The sequence below is a fragment of the Aeromicrobium sp. P5_D10 genome, from assembly GCF_054049535.1.
The window spans coordinates 23,527-44,511 of record NZ_JBFUME010000006.1 but is presented as its reverse complement, the minus strand read 5'-3'; the positions used below and the strand labels follow the sequence as shown (position 1 = coordinate 44,511).

At 65.8% G+C, this 20,985-nt stretch carries 19 protein-coding genes; 4 read left to right on the top strand and 15 right to left on the bottom strand.

All coding sequences use genetic code 11. The features are described 5' to 3' along the window. Positions 1-29: 29 nt before the first annotated feature. The 6 genes from ACXJKC_RS12770 to ACXJKC_RS12745 all read right to left on the bottom strand — a co-directional run bounded on the left by ACXJKC_RS12770 (position 30) and on the right by ACXJKC_RS12745 (position 5,209). The gene (locus ACXJKC_RS12770) at positions 30-884 is read right to left on the bottom strand and encodes a glycosyltransferase family 2 protein (protein WP_456697106.1); all 855 of its coding nucleotides are present in this window, start codon (positions 882-884) and stop codon (positions 30-32) included. Next, positions 881-1,885 carry a glycosyltransferase gene (locus tag ACXJKC_RS12765; RefSeq protein ID WP_456697105.1) on the bottom strand — a complete coding sequence of 335 codons (1,005 nt, stop codon included), beginning with the start codon at positions 1,883-1,885 and terminating at the stop codon, positions 881-883. The genes ACXJKC_RS12770 and ACXJKC_RS12765 overlap by 4 nt, the downstream gene beginning before the upstream one ends. After that, entirely contained in the window at positions 1,882-2,946 is a 1,065-nt protein-coding gene (locus ACXJKC_RS12760) for a glycosyltransferase (protein ID WP_456697104.1), read from the bottom strand. The genes ACXJKC_RS12765 and ACXJKC_RS12760 overlap by 4 nt, the downstream gene beginning before the upstream one ends. Further along, a complete protein-coding gene (locus ACXJKC_RS12755; RefSeq protein ID WP_456697103.1) occupies positions 2,943-3,968 on the bottom strand; it encodes a glycosyltransferase in 1,026 nt (341 codons plus the stop codon). Before ACXJKC_RS12755 ends, ACXJKC_RS12760 begins: the two co-directional genes overlap by 4 nt. A gap of 187 nt (positions 3,969-4,155) precedes the next feature. After that, on the bottom strand, positions 4,156-4,479 hold the full coding sequence (locus ACXJKC_RS12750; RefSeq protein ID WP_456697102.1) for a plasmid stabilization protein: 324 nt from the start codon (positions 4,477-4,479) through the stop codon (positions 4,156-4,158). A 223-nt stretch (positions 4,480-4,702) separates the two neighbouring features. Further along, positions 4,703-5,209, bottom strand: coding sequence for an Lrp/AsnC family transcriptional regulator (locus ACXJKC_RS12745; RefSeq protein ID WP_456697101.1), 507 nt, complete (start codon positions 5,207-5,209; stop codon positions 4,703-4,705). 180 nt (positions 5,210-5,389) lie between these two features. On the opposite strand from ACXJKC_RS12745, the gene ACXJKC_RS12740 reads away from it, so the two are divergent. Further along, positions 5,390-6,490, top strand: coding sequence for a Glu/Leu/Phe/Val family dehydrogenase (locus ACXJKC_RS12740; protein ID WP_456697100.1), 1,101 nt, complete (start codon positions 5,390-5,392; stop codon positions 6,488-6,490). After that, positions 6,487-9,966 (top strand): indolepyruvate ferredoxin oxidoreductase family protein, encoded by a 3,480-nt coding sequence (locus ACXJKC_RS12735; protein ID WP_456697099.1) that lies wholly within the window; start codon positions 6,487-6,489, stop codon positions 9,964-9,966. The genes ACXJKC_RS12740 and ACXJKC_RS12735 overlap by 4 nt, the downstream gene beginning before the upstream one ends. 23 nt (positions 9,967-9,989) lie before the next feature. Here ACXJKC_RS12735 and ACXJKC_RS12730 read toward each other — a convergent pair whose 3' ends face one another. The 7 genes from ACXJKC_RS12730 to ACXJKC_RS12700 all read right to left on the bottom strand — a co-directional run bounded on the left by ACXJKC_RS12730 (position 9,990) and on the right by ACXJKC_RS12700 (position 17,232). Then, complete coding sequence (locus tag ACXJKC_RS12730) at positions 9,990-11,372, bottom strand: MFS transporter (protein WP_456697098.1); 1,383 nt, start codon at positions 11,370-11,372, stop codon at positions 9,990-9,992. A gap of 119 nt (positions 11,373-11,491) precedes the next feature. Beyond that, positions 11,492-12,517 carry a helix-turn-helix domain-containing protein gene (locus ACXJKC_RS12725; protein WP_456697097.1) on the bottom strand — a complete coding sequence of 342 codons (1,026 nt, stop codon included), beginning with the start codon at positions 12,515-12,517 and terminating at the stop codon, positions 11,492-11,494. Next, positions 12,514-13,287 carry a siderophore-interacting protein gene (locus ACXJKC_RS12720; protein ID WP_456697096.1) on the bottom strand — a complete coding sequence of 258 codons (774 nt, stop codon included), beginning with the start codon at positions 13,285-13,287 and terminating at the stop codon, positions 12,514-12,516. Before ACXJKC_RS12720 ends, ACXJKC_RS12725 begins: the two co-directional genes overlap by 4 nt. A gap of 14 nt (positions 13,288-13,301) precedes the next feature. Then, positions 13,302-14,132: an ABC transporter ATP-binding protein gene (locus ACXJKC_RS12715; protein ID WP_456697095.1), complete on the bottom strand. Its 831-nt coding sequence runs from the start codon at positions 14,130-14,132 to the stop codon at positions 13,302-13,304. A 23-nt stretch (positions 14,133-14,155) separates the two neighbouring features. Further along, positions 14,156-15,211 (bottom strand): FecCD family ABC transporter permease, encoded by a 1,056-nt coding sequence (locus tag ACXJKC_RS12710; protein ID WP_456697094.1) that lies wholly within the window; start codon positions 15,209-15,211, stop codon positions 14,156-14,158. Next, the gene (locus ACXJKC_RS12705; protein WP_456697093.1) at positions 15,208-16,278 is read right to left on the bottom strand and encodes an iron chelate uptake ABC transporter family permease subunit; all 1,071 of its coding nucleotides are present in this window, start codon (positions 16,276-16,278) and stop codon (positions 15,208-15,210) included. Before ACXJKC_RS12705 ends, ACXJKC_RS12710 begins: the two co-directional genes overlap by 4 nt. Positions 16,279-16,287: 9 nt before the next feature. Further along, positions 16,288-17,232, bottom strand: coding sequence for an ABC transporter substrate-binding protein (locus ACXJKC_RS12700; protein WP_456697092.1), 945 nt, complete (start codon positions 17,230-17,232; stop codon positions 16,288-16,290). A gap of 167 nt (positions 17,233-17,399) precedes the next feature. Between ACXJKC_RS12700 and ACXJKC_RS12695 the strand changes: the two genes are divergently transcribed. Further along, a complete protein-coding gene (locus ACXJKC_RS12695; RefSeq protein ID WP_456697091.1) occupies positions 17,400-18,161 on the top strand; it encodes a helix-turn-helix domain-containing protein in 762 nt (253 codons plus the stop codon). Positions 18,162-18,174: 13 nt separating this feature from the next. Here the strand turns inward: ACXJKC_RS12695 and ACXJKC_RS12690 are convergent, their stop codons facing one another. Next, a complete protein-coding gene (locus ACXJKC_RS12690) occupies positions 18,175-18,471 on the bottom strand; it encodes a putative quinol monooxygenase (protein WP_456697090.1) in 297 nt (98 codons plus the stop codon). A gap of 614 nt (positions 18,472-19,085) precedes the next feature. Between ACXJKC_RS12690 and ACXJKC_RS12685 the strand changes: the two genes are divergently transcribed. Then, entirely contained in the window at positions 19,086-19,217 is a 132-nt protein-coding gene (locus tag ACXJKC_RS12685; protein WP_456697089.1) for a hypothetical protein, read from the top strand. Positions 19,218-19,462: 245 nt separating this feature from the next. Here ACXJKC_RS12685 and ACXJKC_RS12680 read toward each other — a convergent pair whose 3' ends face one another. Then, entirely contained in the window at positions 19,463-20,923 is a 1,461-nt protein-coding gene (locus tag ACXJKC_RS12680) for an MFS transporter (protein ID WP_456697088.1), read from the bottom strand. Between the last annotated feature and the right edge of the window lie 62 nt (positions 20,924-20,985).

The following is a 20,985-nucleotide window of genomic DNA, read 5'->3' as shown; positions in this document are numbered from 1 at the left end:
CCGTCCTTGACACCACCTTTGACGATAGTTCACTCCGGACCCCTTGGACCAGATCCAGGGCGCGCTTCATACGTCCCGTCGGCCCGCCGGACCACCAGACCGAGCTGCTCGAAAGCAGTCAGCCAGCCCAGCATGGGCCATTCGCCCCACCTGTCGTGGAACAGATTGGCGTTGCGCACGATGTCGTCGACGTGCTCGACCGGGGGCGTGCTCACGGCATGGTGCTGGTGGAATGATCGGGCTTCGCCCACCCAGGCCAGGACGGTTCCGGCTCTCTGCGCGCGTCGGGCGAAGTCGGTGTCCTCTCCCCCGTAGCCGAGATAGTGCTCGTCGAAGCCGCCGATGTCGAACCACGTGTCGGCCGACAGCGCGAACGACAACGACCAGAACAGCTCGTAGTCGTCGCGCGAACGGATCACCTCGCCGGCGAGCGGTGCCGGTCGAGCCGGGTGTGGCTCACCCATGGACGACAACGTCGCCAGGTCGTAGCCTCCCTCCGGCGGAGGCGGCAGATATGTCACGGGACCGCACAACAGATCGCGCGAGGTCGCCGGGTGGGCCACGGTCTGTTCGTACGCCCCGACCAGTTCAGGCGCCGGAATGCAGTCGACGTCGAGAAATATCAGCAGTGTCGCGCCTTCGGCGATCGCCGTCTGGGCACCGATATTGCGTGCCCGTGCAAGCGGCAGATGGCCACTGACGCGCGGCACGTGGACGACCCGGCGGGTCAACGGTCCCGCAGCACCGATCGACTCCACTGAGCGGTCGTCCATCGCGACGACGACATGACTGTCGGGAAGACGAGTCGACCGGAGCAGGCCCGCATGCTGCATCGCCAGGTGATCGCGACGGCCATGCACGATCGTCACGACGGCGACCGTCACGGCGGTCCCGTCGGGGTCCGGTCGAGCTCCTGGTGAATGATGTCAGCGATGCGCCGTGCACCCTGACCGTCATTCCAGGCGGCCCAACGGGAGCCGTCCAGCACCGCGGTCTTGTCGAGCAACTCCTCCCAGTCCGTCTCGGGCAGCGCGGAACACACCGTGACGGGGAACCGGGAGTCGGTCGCCAGTACGGCGGCCATCGTGGTCTGTTCCCAGAACGGGCGCGGCTGCGGCACCACGACGGCAGGTCTCCGGGCAGCGGCGACCTCGGCGATCGCGTTCTGACCGGCGTGGGTGATGACGACATCTGCCTGGCACAGCGCCTCCCACGGATCGTCCAGCCAGGTCGTCCCGCCGAGCACCTGCCAGGACCATCCCGGTGTCTGCGCCTGCGCTGCGGTGAGGTCCCACAGGTCCAGGCTCTGGTTGCCCGCGCCTTGAAGCACCAGCACCCTCTTGGTCCCCGGGCGGTCGACAGCCGGTATGTCACGCCCGTCGAACCGCGACAGCCCGCCGACGCAGGCGAGTCGGTCTCGGTGGACGTCGAGTCCCTTGACCATGCCGTCGACATCGGCCGGCCAGGCCGCGATGATGCGCCGGGCCACGGAGTGCACCAGATCGTGGGCCGAGTCGCGGCGGTCGCCCGGTAGAACCGTCGTGACGACCGGCGTCCCGTGCAGCCGTGCCAGCAACGACACCTCGGCCGACACGTCGACCACCATCAGTGCGGGTTCGACATCGGCGATCCACGACGAGATCTCCGCCATGCGCGCGGTCAGGCCGCTGTCCATCTCGGGCACCCAGTGCAGTCGTCCCCTTGCGCTCGCGTCGACGGGGTCACTGCCTTGGTCGTCGCGCGGCAGCACCAACCAGGGTCCGATCCAGCCGGCCGGTCGAGGCAATGAGCTCAGCCCGACGACGACGGTGTCGATTGCCGCCGCCACCGAGATGGCACGATGCAGGTGCCCTTTGCCCTGATGGTGCACGTAGTAGCCGATCATGCGGCCTGCTCCGTGTACGCGCGCAGGTAGATGTCCTCGTAGGCCGACACCATACGCTCGACGCCGAGGTGCCGTAGCGCATGTTCGCGTACACCGCGCCGGTCCAACCGCCACGCCTCGTCGATCGCCATCGCCAACGAGCCGACGTCGTCCGGCGAGGCGAGCACTCCGGCAGCGTCGGCGACGATCTCGGGCAGCGCGCCGCGGCGAAATGCCGCGACGGGAGTGCCGCACGACATCGCCTCGGCGGCGACCAGGCCGAACGGTTCGTCCCACACCGGGGAGACGACCGCGACGGCCGCGCGGGCGACCAGATCGACCAGATCGTCCGAACCCAGGTGTCCGACGTAGCGGGCATGCTCGCCGAGCAGCGGCTCCACCTCATCGGCGAAGTAGACCGGATCCTGCACGGGTCCGGCCAGGTCGATGGGCACACCGGCCTCGCGGGCCGCCCGCATCGCCAGGTGCGGGGCCTTCTCCGGCACCAGCCGCCCGGTCCAGACGGCCCGGTCGCCGCCCGGACCGGCACGCCACTTCTCGGTATCGACGCCGTTGAGCACGACCTCGGCTCTCACCGCGTGCTTCCAGGCCGCTGCCGTGTGGCGGCTGACTGCGACGAACGTCGCCGGACCGCGGCACAGCGTCAGTGCCGATTCGAGCCATGGCACGGGTGGGGTGTGCAGGGTGGAGACCATCGGCAGCCCCACCAACTCGGACATCGCGACAGGTAGATGGTGCAAGGAGTTGTTGTGCACGACGTCGAACCGGTCGGCGCCGGTCCGGGCCAGCTCCATCATCAGGCCGAGGTAAGCGTGATGCTCCTGCATCCAGCTCCGTGGCATGGCGCCCACATCGCGCAGGGACGCCTCGCTCGGCTCGAACGGCACCACGGCGAGCTCCTCGGTGCGAAGACGGCGGTCCGATCCGGGCGCTGCGAAGACGCACACGTCATGTCCGCGTCTGATGAGCCGTTCGGCGAGCATCGCCGTGTGGGCCTCCATGCCACCGTGAAATGGCTCGCGCACCGGAAACCGGCTCGACGCGATCAGACAGATCCTCATGACTGGACGAGCCGGGTGTACAGATCGCGATGCACCGCCGCGATCTCGTCGCGTTGCCGCCTGCGCTCTCGCAGATCGACCGGCGGAACAGGATCATTGTGCGCCTGCCACACCGCACGGACGAGGGACTCCTCGTCATACGACTCTGAGTCGAGCAGATAGGGATGCACGGTGCCTTGATCCGCGTAGTAGCCACAGCTGGGGGCCACGACCTGGGTTCCGAGATCCCTGCAGGCCTCCAGCCAGCCCGAATGGGTGCCGTGACGGTAGGGAAGCACCGAGACGTCCAGGCGACCCAAGTACGACCAGAACTCGGTATCGGACAAGAAATCATGCACACGCAGGTCCACCGCGGCGCCCAGATCAGCCAGCGTGCGGGCCACATGGGGGTCGAACCGCGCACCGTCGGGTTCGAGGACATCGCGATGACCGTTGACCTGCAGCACCGCATTCGGGAGGTCCCGCACGGCCCTGACGAGTCCCGGCAGGATCGTCTCGACGTCCATGCACGCGCGCAGGCTCTTGACGTGGACCCCCACGCGGAATGGCCCGGTCCTCGACTCGCGCGCCCGTCTGATGCTCGATGCCGTCATGGGGTCGACCACGTGTGGGTGCGGCACGACGATCGCGTGGCGGTGCCATCGGGCGGCGATCTCCCGGGCAGCGCCCTCGGTGAGCGTGATCAGCTGGTCGGCGGCAGGCACGAGCACGTTGAGTTGATCGTCGTGCGGTCGACGATCGGCATGGTGCGGATTACGCAGGTCATGCACTGTGAACACGAACTTCTTCCCCGCTGCCCGCAGCGCGTCCACCAGATCGGCCAGCTCGCTCGGGGCACAGGCGTCGAATCCGAAATGCAGGTGGAAGATGTCGAATTCGGCGGCATGGGCCCTGACCCACTCGGCGTCGAGCATCACCGGAGGCCACCAGGCCGATTCGGCCGAGACCCGACCCGCCGGGTGAGGATCCGGCAGCCGGACGATGTCCCTGTCCGTTCCGTCCGGAGCAGTCAGATGCCGCACATAGACGTGCGACGAAGGAACAGAGGCGATTCTGACGCATCCGGGCTTCGAGCGAGGAATATCGCGAGTGACCGTCGGCAGCATGGGGCCCTTCCAGTTCTTGGATAGGAGCGACCTTCTGCACTCAGCATGCGTCTTACCCATCCCGCTGCGACCCAAACACACCGCGAGCTAGTACCACCGTGAGTCAGCGTCCGACCGCCTTCTCGAGTTCGGCCTTGTTCATCTTCGACCGGCCCTCGATGCCCTTGTCCTTGGCCTCGTTGTAAAGCTGGCGTCGTGTCCGGCCGCCTGAACCGCGGTGTGACCGCAGTCCCCCGCGCCGGCCCGACGAGATGTCGTCGGTCGAACTCCGGCTGCTTTCGCGGGCCTCCCCGGCACGGGCTCGCTCCTTGTTGACCGTGCGAGCCGCAATCTCCTCGGCAAGGTCTTCGGATCGTCCACTCTCTTCCAGACCGCTCTTGATGTGTTCGTACTGACGTTCGCGCTTCTCGCTCCACGCCTTCGGCATCGTCGTTCCTCACTCTCGATCGCCGGCGCTGATTTCGCCTTTGTCGGTTGGCTGTGACGTACCCACCGGCCCCGCAGTCAATCGCGTCCTGTACCCCGGCCATGGCGTGTGAGCGCTCTGCGTCTCCACGACGGTCATGAGTTCGGTGCGGGCGTCGTTGCAGGTCAGCACGTCCATCCTCATCCGCGATCCGCCGGGTGCTGTCCTCCGACGCGCTACATCCCTAGGACTGCGGGAGCGGCGTCGAACGTCCATAGCCGCGGCCCTGTGCCACATGATCGAGAAGCGGTTGGACGCGATATGGAATCGGGGTCGAGACAGCCATTGTGGTGATGGTGTGCCGGACCCCGGGAATCGCGACCATGATCGCGACCAGATCCTGCAGGCCTTCCAGAGTCGTCGAGGCCACGTGGGCGATCAGATCTTCCCGGCCCGCCTGCGCCTTGACTTCCAGGACCTGCGGGATGGCCCCCAACGCGGCGATGACTTTCAAGATCTTCCGCTGATCGAGTTCCAGACTCACATAGGCCTCCACGGCCACACCCACGGCCGACAGGTCGATCTGTGGCCTGAATCCTGCCAGCACCCCTGAGTCCTCAAGTCGACGAAGCCGGGCCTGGATCGTGTTGCGACTGACCCCGAGGTCGGTCGCTAGTTCCACGACACCTGTGCGGGCATTGCCCGTCAGCCTCCCGATGATGTCGACATCGAGCTGATCGATGCTGATCATTGTGCCCACCACTTTCGCTCCAAATACGGCGCATCTTCACCGATTGCCACATTAATTGACCACGTATTGACCATCTGGTCTCGATCATCCACGGTTAGTTCAGCGAATGGCAAATGTGACACGCGCTACGTCGACAGCGGATCGCACCTTGTGCCCGCTCTATCGAAGGGATGCCTGAATATGGCGACTGCACTGATCGACACGATCCCCCGCGGGTTCGGAGTCTTCGACCGCGCCGACGAACTCGATTCGGCTCACCACGAGCAGGTCATCTTCTGCCGAGACACTGCCAGTGGGCTTCGCGCGATCATCAGCATCCACGACACGACGCTCGGTTCCGCATTGGGCGGCACCCGCTTCTACCCGTACGAGTCGGAGGCAGCTGCTCTGACCGATGGACTGCGCCTGTCACAGGGAATGACCTATAAGGCCGCTGCGGCCAATCTCCCGTTGGGCGGGGGCAAAGCCGTCATCATCGGCGATCCGTCGACCCACAAGTCTCCCGAACTCCTGCGCGCGTACGGCCGATTCGTCGAGACCCTCAACGGCCGCTACATCACGGCCGCCGATGTCGGCACGACGTCGGACGATCTGGACATCATCGGCCAGACCACAAATCACGTGGTCGGACGGAACACGGCCGCCGGGGGCTCCGGCGACAGCGGCTTCTCGACCGCATTCGGTGTCTTCTGCTCCATGCGGGCGGGTGCGGAGTTCCTGTGGGGCGACGACGGCCTGAACGGCAGGACGGTTGGCGTGGAAGGCGCCGGCAAGGTCGGTTTCCACCTCATCGGACTGCTGATCGACGCAGGAGCATCTGTCGTCCTCACCGATCCCCAATCCGCCTCGACCAACCGGGTTCTCGACACGTACCGCGATGTCACGATCGCCTCCTCCGTGGTCGATGCCGACGTCGACGTATACGCGCCGTGCGCGCTCGGAGGAACTCTCTCCGAGTACTCCCTGGGATCCTTGAAGGCCAAGCTGGTCTGTGGTGCGGCCAATAACCAGCTGGCCGAGCAGAGCATCGATTCGGCTCTCACAGCGCGCGAGATCTTGTGGGTGCCCGACTTCATCGCGAATGCCGGGGGCCTGATCCAGGTCGCCGGAGAACGCGACCGCAAGGAAGCCGAAGCCGTCCGGGCAGACATCGGATTGATCGCCAACACCGTGACCGAAGTGCTCGAAGCCGCTCGCGCGGCCCACACGCCGACCGGCGCCGCAAGCCTCAAGGTTGTGACCGCGCGGTTGGCTGCCGCGAAAGCCGAGAACGCTTCATGACCGAGATCGCGGTTCGACCGCCCACCGAAGTGCCGTACGACCTCGCGGATCGCTATTCCAGCGGCTCGGCACCGGTCCTCCTCACCGGCGTGCAGGCCATCGCGCGGCTTCTGGTCGAGCAGCACGAACTCGACCAGCGTCGCGGCAAGCACACCGCGACGTTCGTCTCCGGATACCAAGGCAGCCCACTGGGCGGTGTCGATAAGATGCTGGCCGAGATGCCCGAGGTGCTCGCGAAACACGACATCAACTTCATCCCCGGCCTCAATGAGGAACTCGCGGCGACCTCGGTATGGGGAAGTCAGAGCGAACTGCCTCTGGGGACGGCGACCCACGAAGGCGTGATCGGTGTCTGGTACGGCAAGGGCCCCGGCGTCGATCGGGCGACGGATGCGCTGCGTCACGCCAACATGTACGGCGTGAACCCCAAGGGCGGGGTGCTCCTGCTCGTGGGAGACGACCCCGCATCGAAGTCGTCGACCGTTCCCGCCGTCAGCGAGCGAACCCTCGCTGCGCTCAACATCCCGGTGCTCTTCCCCCGCAATGCCGAAGAGGTCATCACGCTCGGCATGCACGGGATCGCGATGTCCCGGGCGTCGGGCTGCGTCGTCGCGCTGAAGATCGTCGCCGACGTCGCCGACGGATCCTGGGTCGTCGACGATTCGGTCGCAGACATCGATCCCATCACGCCCGAAGTCGATTGGGCCGGGCGGGCGTTCACGTATCAACAGCGCTCGATCGCGGTCAAGCCGGAACGGATCGCCGATGCCGAATCGGATCTGTTCGGCCCCCGCATCGCGACTGTGACCGAATACGCCAAGGCCAACGTCCTGAATGTCGTGGAGGTCGAATCCGACCACGCCCGACTCGGGATTGTGACATCCGGTACCACCTACGACGCACTCCGACAGGCCCTCCAGGATCTCGGCATCGCGGAAGCCGACCTCGTGAATGCAGGAATCCGGATTCTCCGCATGGGACTCATCCATCCGGTTGAGAGAACCTCCCTCGTCGAATTCGCCCGAGGCCTGGAAGAGCTGCTCGTCGTCGAGGACAAGACACCGTTCCTCGAGACCTATATCCGCGAGGCCCTGTACGGAACTCCCGCGGCCCCTCGTATCACCGGCAAGCAGGATGCGGCCGGAAAGCCGTTGATCCCCAACGGCGGCGAACTGACCTCGGGCCGGCTTCTGTCACCGCTTCGCCACGTCCTGGCAGGACGCATCGAGATCAAGGTTCCCCGCCCCTCGACGATCCAGTTGCCGCTGTTGCAGACGTCGCGCACCCCGTACTTCTGCAGCGGCTGCCCCCACAACCGGTCGACCGCTCTACCCGACGGCTCGCTCGGCGGCGGCGGCATCGGCTGCCACATCATGGTGACCAACTCAGGCCGTGAAGACAGTGCCGTCACGGGGGTCACCCAGATGGGCGGCGAGGGCGCACAGTGGATCGGCCAGGCCGCCTTCACCGACGTCGATCACATGTTCCAGAACGTCGGCGACGGCACGTTCTTCCATTCCGGCCAGCTCGCCGTGCAGGCGTGTATCGCGGCTGGGGTGAACATCACCTACAAGGTTTTGTACAACGAGGTCGTGGCTATGACCGGCGCACAGGACGCCGAAGGAGCCCTCTCCGTCGAGCGCCTGAGCCATAAACTCACGAGCGAAGGCGTCGCGAAGATCATCGTCTGCGCCGACGAGCCCCAACGGCACAACCGGCGCAAACTCGCCAAGGGCACCGTCTTGTGGCACCGCGATCGTCTCGACGAGGCGCAGCGCATACTGCGCGACACACCTGGCGTCACCGTGCTGATCTACGACCAGCACTGCGCGGCCGATGCCCGTAGACAGCGCAAACGGGGCACCTTGCCGGCCCGCAACACCAGAGTCGTGATCAACGAGGCGGTCTGCGAGGGCTGCGGTGACTGTGGCATCAAGAGCAACTGCCTCTCGGTGCAGCCCGTCGAGACCGAATTCGGACGCAAGACCCGGATCGATCAGACATCGTGCAATACCGACTACACATGCCTCGACGGCGATTGCCCCTCCTTCGTCACCGTCGAAGTGGACCCCTCTGCCAAACAGGCACGGAAGGCCACCCCGCAGCCGCCCAACACCAAGCGCCCCGCCACCGAGCCGATGGCCGGCACGCAGGACATCTTCTTGGCCGGTATCGGCGGTACCGGGATCGTGACGGTGAATCAGGTCTTGGCCACTGCTGCCCTTCGCGCCGGGTTCGAGGTCGAAGCCCTCGATCAGACCGGTCTCAGCCAGAAGGCCGGGCCCGTCACGGCTCACTTGCGCTTCTCCTCGGGCAAGCTCGAGCCGGCGAACAGGTTGACCCCGGGTTCGGCCGACTGCATCATCGCCTTCGACCTCCTGACGGCCGCGACCAGCAATAACCTCGGGTACGGAAGTCCGGACTCGACGGTCGGGATCGCGTCGACCAGTCAGACCCCGACCGGTGACATGGTCTACGACTCATCGGTGACCTATCCGGCCGATGACGACCTCCTGAACCGGCTCGCATCCGCGACCCGTCATGTCCATGCCTTCGACGCCCTACAAGCCGCCGAGGTCCTTTTCGGCAGCACGACGACGGCGAACTTCCTCCTCGTCGGCGCGGCGTACCAGGCCGGGGCTCTGCGAATCCCCGCGGAGAAGATCGAGGAGGCCATCGGCATCAACGGCGTCGCGGTCTCGGCGAATATCGCCGCCTTCCGTTGGGGACGTACCGCGATCGCCGACCGGGCAGCTTTCGACGCGGCGACGACAGTCGCCGGGCCGAGAACGACCGCCGTCCGGCACGTCAAAGCTCTCGATGACGCGACCTTCGACGTTGAAGTGAGAAGGCTCGTCGAACGCAGAGCATCCGACCTCGTCGCGTTCCAGAACGAACGCACTGCGAACCACTACATCGAGCTCGTCCAGAAAACCTGGGACCTCGAACGTCGCGTGACGTCCGAGACCCGCCTCTCCGAGGCCGTGGCGAAGTATCTGTTCAAGGTCACGGCCTACAAGGACGAGTACGAAGTGGCCCGGCTGCTGACCCAGCCGGAGTTCACCGACGAGGTCGCCGGTCAGGTGCCCGGAGGCAAGAAGCTGACGTTCAAACTGCACCCGCCTGCACTCCGCGCGATGGGCCGGTCCAAGAAGGTGTCGTTCGGACCGCGATCGCATTTCACCCTCAAAGTCCTGGCCCGGTTGAAATTCCTGCGGTCCACGCCTTTCGACCCGTTCGGCTATGCGCATGTGCGCAAGATGGAACGACGGATCATCGCGCACTACGAGGATCTGATCGGAGGCCTGGGCTCCTCGCTCACCGCAGAGAGCTACGACAAGGCCGTCACCATCGCGTCGTCACCCGACATCGTCCGCGGATATGAGGACATCAAGATGCGCAATGTCGAAACGTACATCTCGACACTGCGCGATCTCGGGGCCGATGTCACGCGACTCGAATCTGGGAGATCCTGAACGACGCGATATCGACGAGCGACTCAATCTGATGACTGGACATCGTCAGATCTCTGTCCGTCGGCTCGCCCAGTGATGAGCACGATCACGGCAGCAGCGACGCAGATGAGAGCGGTGGACGATCCGATCACCACGAGGGTGTGCGTCCACCGGGTGTGGTCGTGACCGGGCCGGTGGATCCGCACGGCGGTGGCACACACGGCGACGCCCAGACTGATCCCGAACTGACGCGCAGCGTTGACCGCACTGGAGGAGACACCGGTCTGGGACGGGGCCACGTCGTGCATCGCGGCGGCGGGCAGGACTGGTGAGATGATCCCTGCGCCCACGCCCGTGAGGATCATCGCCGGCATGATCGCGTGCCACCCCGGTGTCACGGCGGGAAGGCCCAGACCCAGGCAGCCGAGACCGCAGATCGCCAGGCCGATCGTGAACGGGATGCGCCGATCGAGTCCACCGACGCGTGTACCTGCAAGGGCCGAGGTCAGGAAGAACGTCACCGGCTGAGCTGACAGGACCAGCGCGGTTCCGACGGGGGTCAGATCGCGAGCGTCCTGCAACCAGGAGGAGACAGCCGGCAGTGCCCCGAAGGCAGCGAAATAGTACGCGGCGGCAACCACGACGGCCATGAGGAAGACTCGATTGCGGAGCAGCGCCGCACTGAGGAGCGCCGTGGTGGGGTGGCGTTTTTCGTGGGCGATGAGCCCGAGGAACAACCCGGCGCACACCGCGAGCGCCAGCATCGACGTCCGGCTCACGCCGTGCTCGGCGAAGACAAGGGTCGCTACGACGAGTCCGCCGACAGTCGTCGCGAGCAGGATCATTCCGGGTAGGTTCAGCGGGGTTCGTACCTTCGGCCGGTCGACGGGGATGAACACCGCCGTCAGCAGTGCGGCAGTCAACGCGATGGGGATGGCTGCGGCGAAGATCGTGCGCCAGCCGAACGCGGACAGAAAGCCGCCAGAGACATTTCCCACGGCGGCCGCCAAGCCTGATACGGCACCCCAGATGGCGAAGGCACGGTGTTTTGCCCGTCCACTGTAGGTGGCCTGCAACAGGGGCAGAGTCGTCGCGAACAATGCTGCGGCCGCAACTCCCTGCACGAACCTGGCCACTGTGAGGACCATGACATCCGGAGCCAGCGCACAGGCCGAAGACGCGACGGCGAAGGCGACCAGGCTCCAGATCAGCAGAGCACGCCTGCCCGTCCGATCGCTGATGACGCCCAGCGGGATGAGGAGTGCGGCAAGCGCGATCGTGTAGATGTCGATGACCCACTGCAGGGCACCGAAGTCCGTTCGGAGGTCGTCGGCGATCACGGGCATCGCGACGGTGACGATCGTGCTGTACGCCAGTAGCAGGAACGTTGCCGTACACGAGATGATGAGCGGCATCTGTCGCCTCATGCGCGTCTCCCACGTCATCGGTGCGGGACCGCCGAAATGCGACCCGTACCGATCCTTTCGCCGGAACCGCGCGCGCGGTGTGGAGAAAGACGCTCCCCTGTGTGGAGAGAGCGGCCTGTCTAGCGGCCGTGCGTACGCCGGTACTCGGCCGGAGTACACCCGAGGCGTCGGCGGAACGCGTAGACGAAGTTGCTCGCTGCGGAGTACCCGACCTCGGCACCGATCCGCCCGACCGTCCACTCCGTGTCGACGAGTAGATCAGCAGCGCGATCCAGGCACTGTCGGCGGTGATACTCGATGGGCGGTGCCCCGAAAAGGACTTTGAACCCGTTGGCCAGACGCTTCGGACTCATCGACAGCAGGTGCGCCAACTCGGCGATCGTCGGCAGCTCGTGCCGCTCCTGCCACAGGATCAGTGGGACTGTGCGCAGAGCGTCGATCTCGTGGTCCGCAAGGCTGCTGTCGGTCGTGCCTGATGGTGCGTCGACGAGGAGGGCGAGAGCCGCCATGACCCGCGATTCCATCAACAAGGTCTTGCCGGCAGTCTCCGCGCGCATTCCGAACAGATCCGCCAGGACGCTCGGCACGCCGTGAAGCTGCGCTCCCCGCCCCAGGTAGAGATCATCGCCTCCGGAAGAATCGAGCCGAGCAAGTGAGGACGCGAACGTATCGGTGTCGACGCTGCCCAGATACGGCCACAGCGCGTCACGGCTGCCGGTCAGGGAAACACCTCGATAGAGCTGACCAGCGGGGTGGGTCAGCATTCCCTGCGTCGGGCGGGGAGGTGTCAGCGACGAGGAGAACCGTCCGAGATCGCCTTGCCCAGCAGTTTCCTCAGCGATGCGCAGTCGACCGTCGAGACAGACCTCCAACTCGAACCGATCCGCGGAGAAGCGATACCCCAACCGGTGATCGGCCAGGAAGGTCACGTCGTAGCGGACCATCCGCACTCCGCCTCGCAACCGCGTCACCTCGATCGAGCCGTGGCCGATCTCGGGACGCAGCGTGTAGGTCGTGACGTTCGGTGCGATCCGTCCTGTGGCCTTGTCCGCGATCGCCGCGTAGTAGCGCTCGTATTGGCGTTTCTGCTCGATGGAGTCGAGATCGCCGGAGACGATCACGATATCCGAGCGCGCAGCTGTCATGGATCGACAACGTCCTCGGCGACTTCCCGGTTCCAGGCACCCTTGATCGTGCGCCACTGTTCGTCGTCGTAGCCGCGGCGCCAATACGGCGAGCAGGACAGATGCTCCTGATCGACCACACCTGAGCTGAGCAACTGTCGGCGGACCGCCCGGGTCTCCACGGCCTCTCCGTGCACGAATGCGCTGACCACGCCTTCGAAGACCGGCAGCGAGGCGACGGCCGCGGCGAGTAGTGAGTCGAGCTCATCGGCGCGGCCGGACCGGTGCACCCAGTGAACCTCCAGCTCGCCTGGCGACGTGAGCTCCAACTCCCCCTCGGCATCTTCGACCTCCACGATCACGACCACTCGACGACCGGCGGGCACCGCCTCTGCGGATGCAGCGATCGCCGGGAGGGCGCTCTCGTCGCCAACCAACAGATAGGCCGCGGCGTCGGCGTGCGGCACGTAGGTACCGGCCGGTCCGCGCATCTGGAGCCGGTCGCCGGGTTGCGCGCGCAGCGCCCACCGACCGGCATGTCCGACGTCGCCGTGGGCCGCGATGTCCAGAGTCAACAGGCGTCTGAGCCCATCCCAGTGCCGTACCGTGATCCGGCGCGGGAATGGCCGGTGCTCACCCTCGACGTCGTGGGCCTCCTGGCCTTCGAACAGACAGTTCACATACTGATCCGTGGCATCGCCGGGCACGTAGTCGGCAAGTCCTTCGCCGCCGAGGACGACCCGCACCAGTTGCGGGGTGAGACGCGACGTCGAGACAACCTCGCCGTACATAGAAACTCCTTCGTTCAAAGGGATACTGATCTGGCCAGCGCCGCTGCGTGCGCGCCGAGTGGGACCACAAGTGGTCCACCGGTGACCGGGTCTTCGATCACCACGTTGCGAAGTCCGAACACCCCCTCGATCCGTTCGGAGGTGATCACCTCCTGTGGGGTGCCTTCGGCAACGATCGCACCGTCCTTCATGACGATGAGATGCGATGCGTACCGCGCCGCCTGGTTCAAGTCGTGCAGAACCGCAACCAAGGTCCGCCCCTCCCGGTTGAGTCGAGCGAACAGCTCCATCAGCTCGATCTGATGGGCGATGTCGAGGTAGGTCGTAGGCTCATCGAGCAAGACGATCGGTGTCTGCTGAGCGAGCACCATCGCGACCCAGACCCGCTGCTGCTGACCGCCTGAGAGCTCATCGACCATGCGCGCCGAAAGCTCTGTCGTCTGGGTCACAGCGAGAGCATCCGCCACCGCCGACTCGTCGTCGGGGCTCCACTGGCGCAACAGGTTCTGGTGCGGATACCGACCGCGAGCCACCAGATCCGCAACCGTGATGCCATCTGGGGCCGTCGCCTTCTGCGGCAACAGCCCGAGCCGCCGAGCGACTTCCTTGGGTCGATGGCTTCCGATCTCCTGGCCGTCCAGGAGCACCTGCCCCGCCCGCGGTGCGAGCACATTGGCCAAGCCACGTAACAGCGTCGATTTGCCGCACGCATTGGGCCCGATGATGACAGTGAACGAGCCATCCGGGACGTCGACACTGAGCCCCGTGCTGATCGTGCGGCGGTCGTAGCCCAGCTCGACGTCGACCGCGCGAAGCCGGTTTCCGTCCGCTGGACCCTGCGACATCGGCACATCATTCACGCTCCACCTCATCTTTGCCTCCGGATCTCATGCACGATCATCCACACCAGGAACATGCCCCCGATCACGACCGTCACCACACCGGCCGGAAGACTGACCGGCAGCAGATGCTGGGCCACGAAATCCGCAACCAGCAGAAGCAGTCCGCCGACCAGGGCAGTCAAGGTCAAGGGCAGGTAAGGCGTAGCCGCCAGACGTCGCGCGATCTGCGGCGCGGCCAACGCGATGAACGCGACCGGGCCGACGACTGCGGTCGCCACGCACACCAAGGCGACCCCGACCAGCACGGCCATGCCCTGGACCCGACCGACCGGCATCCCGAGCGCTGCCGCGACATCGTGACCGAGGTCGAGCTGACATAAGCGCGGCATCAGGGCGCCGCAGGCGACGAAGAGGACGGCCACACACGCGCCGGCCCCGATCATCTGGCCATTGGTGACGCCGTTCAAGCTGCCCGCGCCCCAGGCAGAAGCGAACATCGCCGTGTCGACCTCGATCTGCAACAGCATCCAGGTGTTGGCAGAAGCAAGCATCGAGGAGATCGCGATGCCGACCACGATGAATCGGAACCCCTGAACCCCGTTGCGGTAGGCAAGCAGGTAGATCAGGGCCGCCGCAGCCGCGCCGCCGGCAACCGAGCCGATCGTGACCTGGAGCCAAGAGCTGCCGACCAGCAGGACTGTCAGCAGCATCCCGGTGAACGCACCGTGTGAGAGTCCGATGATGTCGGGACTTGCCAGCGGATTGCGGGTCAACGTCTGGAAGATCGCTCCCGAGACCGCCAACGCCGCCCCCAGAACTACGGCGGCCAGCACCCTCGGAAGCCGCCACGACAACACGACGGTCGGATTGAGACCGTCCTCGACCCCCAGGAAGACCTCGACCACCTCACGAGATGTGAGCGGGAAATCACCCGTCATCATCGAAACGACCGCAATCGCGCACAATGCGACAACCAGGACCATCCCGACCAACACGCTGCGCAGCCGCAGCACGACCTTCGTTCCGCCGACGCCGATGACCCGACGTCGGTAGCCGAAGGCCACCGGAATCTGGACGCTCACAGCGCGCTCACCTCCCGCCGGCGGATCAACACGATCAGCACTGGAGCGCCGACGAAGGCCGTCACCACGCCGACCGGCATCTCGCCGGGTATCACCAGAAGCCGCCCGACGATGTCCGAAACCAGAAGAAGGATCGGCGCCACCAGCAAGGTGCCCAGCATGATCGCCCGCTGGTCGGGGCCGGTCACCCAGCGCACGGCATGCGGAACCATCAGGCCGATGAACGTGATCGGTCCCGCGMCCGCGGTCGCGCAGCCGGCCAACAGGGTCACGGCGATCACCACCAACAGTCGAGTGCGAGCGACGTTGACACCCTGACTCCGTGCGACGTCGCCACCGAGCGCGACCGAGTTCAAGCCGGGGGCGACCAGAACCGCCACCATCAGCCCGATCGCGATCAGGGGCAGCACCGGAAGCAGGACGTCGTATCCCCGTCCCAAAATGGTTCCGGCGTGCCAACCGCGCATCGACTCGAACGTGGCAGGGTTGCTCAAGCTCAGCGCCGTAGTGATGCCCGAGAGCACTGCCCCGATCGCGACACCGGCGAGGGTGAGGCGCACGGGGTCGGCAGGTCCGCGACCTGAAAAGCCGATCAGATAGACCGCGACCGTCACCACCAGCGCACCGATGAACGCCAGCCAGACATATCCGGTCACCGAGCGCACGCCGAGGAAAGCCACGCCCAGCGACACGAAGAACGCTGCTCCGGCATTGACGCCGAGGATGCCGGGATCGGCCAACGGATTGCGCGTGAAGGCCTGCATCAGGGCACCGGAGACCCCCAGGGCCATGCCCACCACGATGCCGGCCAGGGTTCGCGGAACCCGTAGGTCCAACACGACATACCGCGTTTCAGTGTTCCCTCCCCCGGTGACCGCCGCAAACACCTCGCCGATACCCAGCGGCTTGGAGCCCACTGCCAGCGAGAGCAGCACGACGACCCCGAGCGCCACCGTCAGACCGAGCAGCCAGGTCAGGCGATTGCGCGAAACCGGGCGCGGTCCGACGGCGGCGCCGGCGGTCTCGGCGGTCTCGGCGGTCTCGGCGGTCAGTGCGGCCGATGACATCAACTTTGCTCAGCGGGCATTGCTCAGGATCGCCTCGATGTCGTCGAGCACGGCTTTGCCTCCGAGCGGCCCGACCCCGGCGACCCAGTAGGAGAAGTCGACCAGGTGCGGGTCGGGGAACGCCTCGGCGTTGGCGCGTACCGGTGCGGGCAAGGTGCTCTTGTCGTCCGGATCGTTGCTGGTCACGAAGACGACGTCGCCGACGGCGTCCATGACTCGCTCGGGCGAGATGTCGACCGAGATCGAACCTTTCCAGTCACGGTCGGGGATCTTGAAACCGACGCACTCCAGGGCGCTTCCGGCAAATGATGTCGGGCCGTAGATGCTCAGCACGGTCTCGTCACGCGGTCGCAACAGCTGAGCCGTGGAGCCGTCGACCTGGTGTTCCTTGGCGATCGCGGCACACCGATCGTTGTAGTCGTCCAACAAGGCTGCGGCTTCCTCGGGCTGATTCAGCGCCTCGCCGACCAATGCGACATTGTCCTGCCACGGGTCTTCCTGCGTGGCCATGAAGACCGTGGGCGCGATATCGCTGAGCTGCTGATAGAGCTTGGAGTGACGCGACTCGGTGCCGATGATCAGGTCCGGCTTCTGCTTGGCGATCAGCTCCAGCGACGGTTCGGTGACGGTGCCGACGTGAGTGATCTCCTGGGCGGCGTCGCCCAGATAGCCGGGAATGCCGGTTTCGACGCTGGCAACAGCTGCGCCGACCGGAGTGACGCCGAGTGCCACCGCTGTGTCGAGCTGGACCGGTTCGAGGACGACAACTCGCTTGGGCGAGTCGGGGACGTCGGTGGTTCCTCGGGCGTGCTTGACCTCGTGGCCCGAGCTCCCCTTCTGTTCCGAGCCGCCACCATCGGAGGAACAGGCGGCAAGGGTGAGCGCGGCGAGCACACCGACCGAGATCAGAGCGAGCCGCCGAACAGGACGCGCGGCAAAGGGTGCGGGAAACATGCGTGATCCTCAAGAACTGAGCGCCAGTAGGTCGGCGCGTGGAGACGTGTTGGGGGCCATCGGGCAGGACCGCCCCGGCCTCGCCCAGAGTATAGGTAAGGCTCACCTCATTAACATGGGGTAATGTGACAGTTTATGTCCCGATCCCGACATCGATTGAAGGCTGTGTGAGCGTCACCACATCCCCCGCCGCGCTGATCACGAGACATCTCGTCGAGCCCCGCCCCCGTCAGATCGGGTGGCACACCCACAGGCGTCACGAGCTGTTGTGGGGATTCACGGGAGTACGAACTGCCGAGACCGACGGCGCTGTCTGGACGCTGCCTCCGACGGCGGGCTTGTGGATCCCGGCCGGCACCCGGCATGCCGGGTTCGCCGGAGAAGGGTCTCGGCACTACTTCACTCTCGTGGACCCGACAACCTTCCCGTCGCCGTGGTCACAACCAACCCTCGTCGGAATGCCACCGGCCATCCGAGAGCTGCTGATCCACCTGCGAAACTCCACGCTGAGCCCTGCCGAGCGCCATGACCCTGAGCGGGCTGCGATAAGCCTGCTGCGGCCCATGGTCGGTTCCGAGATCGTGTTACCCACCCCATCCGATCCACGGGCCCGCGCCGTGTCCGTGGCAGTCGCCAACGATCCGGCGGACAACCGGACCACCGAGCATTGGGGACGCGAGGTGGGAGTGTCCGGACGCACCCTGGACCGGCTCTTCGCCTCGCAGACCGGGATGACCTTCACCCGATGGCGCCTGCAAGCCCGGGTACGTGCCGCAGTGCTGCTGATCGCCGACGGCCAGTCGGCGACGGCGGTCGCCCATCAAGTCGGCTACCAGACCACCAGCGCCTTCGTGCGGGCTTTCAGACAGACCACGGGCAGCACGCCCCGGGCCTATGTGGCGGCCCAGCGCGATCACAGTTCACGCTGATCCCCGCAGCGCGTCAGATGGCCGGGTCGATGGTGAACCAGGTGAGCACGGGTGCGGCTGCCAGCAAAGGTCCGAGATCGGTGATCGCGCCGGCACCGGCACGGAACTCACGGTAGGCGGCGTCGTGCTCCAGCGACTCCCACGTCTCATACGCGATCCCGTGGGCCGGATCGTCCACGTCGACGAGGACGTCGACCCCGAGATTTCCGTCGAAAGCGCGGGTCTCTTCCAGAACTCGTCGCACGACGATGCGAGCGTCGTCCAGGAGCTCGGGTTTGAACCGCAGATCGAGTGTTGCTGTGACAGTCATGTCGTCCTCCGTCGGTGGCTGCGGAACCAGACTAGAGCCATCGAAGCCCGGCTTGGGCCAACCCCACTCGCATACTCTCTCGCTCCGCGGCATCCCACGGTTCTGATGCGGCCAGGGGGATCCCTGTTCTACCCAACACCTGAACCCGCTTCTGCAGGTCCAGGTGTCTTCGATCTCTTGCGAGATCACATTGTCGGGCTGACACGATTGGAACCTACGACCCCTTGACCCCCAGGCGTCCAGACGGTTCAGATCATGCAGAGCACGTCACGAAATGTATGGTTTGCATGATTCTGGTCCCCTTTTGGTCCCCCCTCAGCCCGTGCATGCGGGCTGGCCGATAACCGTATGGGGGTCGCCTTGACGAAGGGGGCCAGTACATCGAGCACCGAGAACAGCAGCGCTTGCATTCGAAGAAGTGCGCGGCGTCCGGACTGCCACCGCTCAAAGTAACGAGTTCGTCCAACCACGGCGTTAATAATGCGGCGCGGCTTTCGCCCAGCCTGACAATCTGAGCCGGGTCGGCATAGATCGTCTTGGCGAACTGCCGGGCATGGAGACGATCGGACGGCAGGGGCGTGTGCTGCCAGAAGATCTGGTCGACCAGGTAGTCCGTGTCGAGGCAAATCGTCGTGATGGTGATCGATCTCTCTGGCACGCAGCCGCACAGCGTGTTCGCCCCCAAGGAGCACAGCGTCTCCGAGGCGGATGGGCTGCTGCTCGAACTCGCTCGAGAGGAACGCTGACCCTCACGGACGACGAGCAGCATCACGCAGTCGTGCGCAGACGGAAGGACTGGGCAGCGCAACACCGTCGTCCTTGCGAGGAAAGGCCGATACAGGTGCTTCATGCGCCGCTGTCGCAGTTGCTAATGTCACGGCACGTTAAGCGGCTGGCTGCAGCCGGCTCGCGCCGGGCCGGGAGTATTGCGCTCTCACTTGCCGAACCTTCGTGAAAGTGCATTGCGATAGTTCCCGACCCTTGCCCTTCGCTACCGCCGAGGAAGGGCGACGGCGCAGAGCGCGAAGGTGACCGCGAACGCGGCCTGCACGAGCATGCAGATGGCGAGCGCGATGGTGTATGTGCCCGCAATGGGCGTCGCGGCGTCGCTGACGGCGGAAGAGAGGACGCCGCCCGCGATCGCGACTCCCAGACCCATGGACGCCTGCTGCGCCGTTTGCAAGACGCCGGACGCGGCCCCGGCGATGGTCGGAGGAACGTCTGCGACCATGGCGCCGACGAGGGGGCCGAACATGAGTGCCTGCCCGACGCCGACACCGATCAGCAGTGCCGCGAAGGTCCAAGAGCTCAGTTCGGGACGCTGTAGGAGTACGGAGGCGGCGGTGACCGCCAGCACGACGGCCTGAATGAAGCCGCCGGCGATGAGGAGTCGGCGGAAGCCGAACCTGGTCGCCAGCTTGCCGGACCAGACTGAGACACCGAAGAAGCAGAGCGCGAAAGGCAGCAGAATAAGCGCAGTCTGCATCGGCGGCCAGCCGAGGCCGGTCTGCGCGGTGAGGGCGTAGACGAAGGTGAACGCGCCGTAGGCGGACTGAAGCATCAACGCCATGAGAATGCCGACGCGGTAGGACCGAAGGCCGAACAGCGGGGGCGGCACCAGCGGAGCCTTCTCACTGCGGTGAACGCGGTGCTGCCACCTCCAGAAGGCGGCGAAGAGTGCCGGAGCCAGGATCAGCAGTGTCCAGCACCAGATCGGCCAGCCGAGCCTGGCGCCTTGCGAGAACGGGACGAGCAGGGAGAGCAGTGCGGCTCCCAGCAGTGTCGTGCCGAGCAGGTCGAGAGAGCGGTGGCCGGGCGCGCTGGTGGGAGGCACCCAGCGCAGCGCAGCGCAGAAGGACAAGGCCCCCATCACGACGCTTGCGGCGAAGACGGTGCGCCATCCAGCGCCGAATAACGGGAGCGACAGGAGGATGCCGCCGAGAACTTGCCCGACCGCCGTCGCGCCACCCGCTGTCGCTCCGAACCAGGCGACGGCTCGGGCACGCTCGCGTCCCTGGGTCGAGGCCGTGATCGTGGCAAGCACTTGCGGGACCATCACGGCCGCTGAGAGGCCCGTGAGCGCACGCGCGGCGATCAGGACAGCCATCGTCGGCGCGAACGTGGCCATGAGCGAGAACAGCGTGAAACCGGCCATGCCGATCAGGAACAGGCGCCTGCGGCCGTAGAGATCCCCGAGTCGTCCGCAAAGTACGAGTGGGACGGCGAATCCGAGCGCGTAGATAGAGACGACAAGGGACTGCTCGGCCGCCGTCGCCTGTAGCGAGGCGCCGATGTCGGGCACGGCGATCCCTGTCGCTGCGAAACTCACGACGGAGAGGAACAGAGCGGCGAGGGTGGCGAACAGCCCGCCTCGCCCCAAGCTGCTCGGCGGTGAGGAAGACGAAGCAGCGGGAACGGAACCGGCGCGAGAAGATGAAGATGCAGTACTCACCCTTCGATCGTGATCGTCCACTGATCCTGGTACCAGAAGCCTGGTTATGGAGGTACTGACTG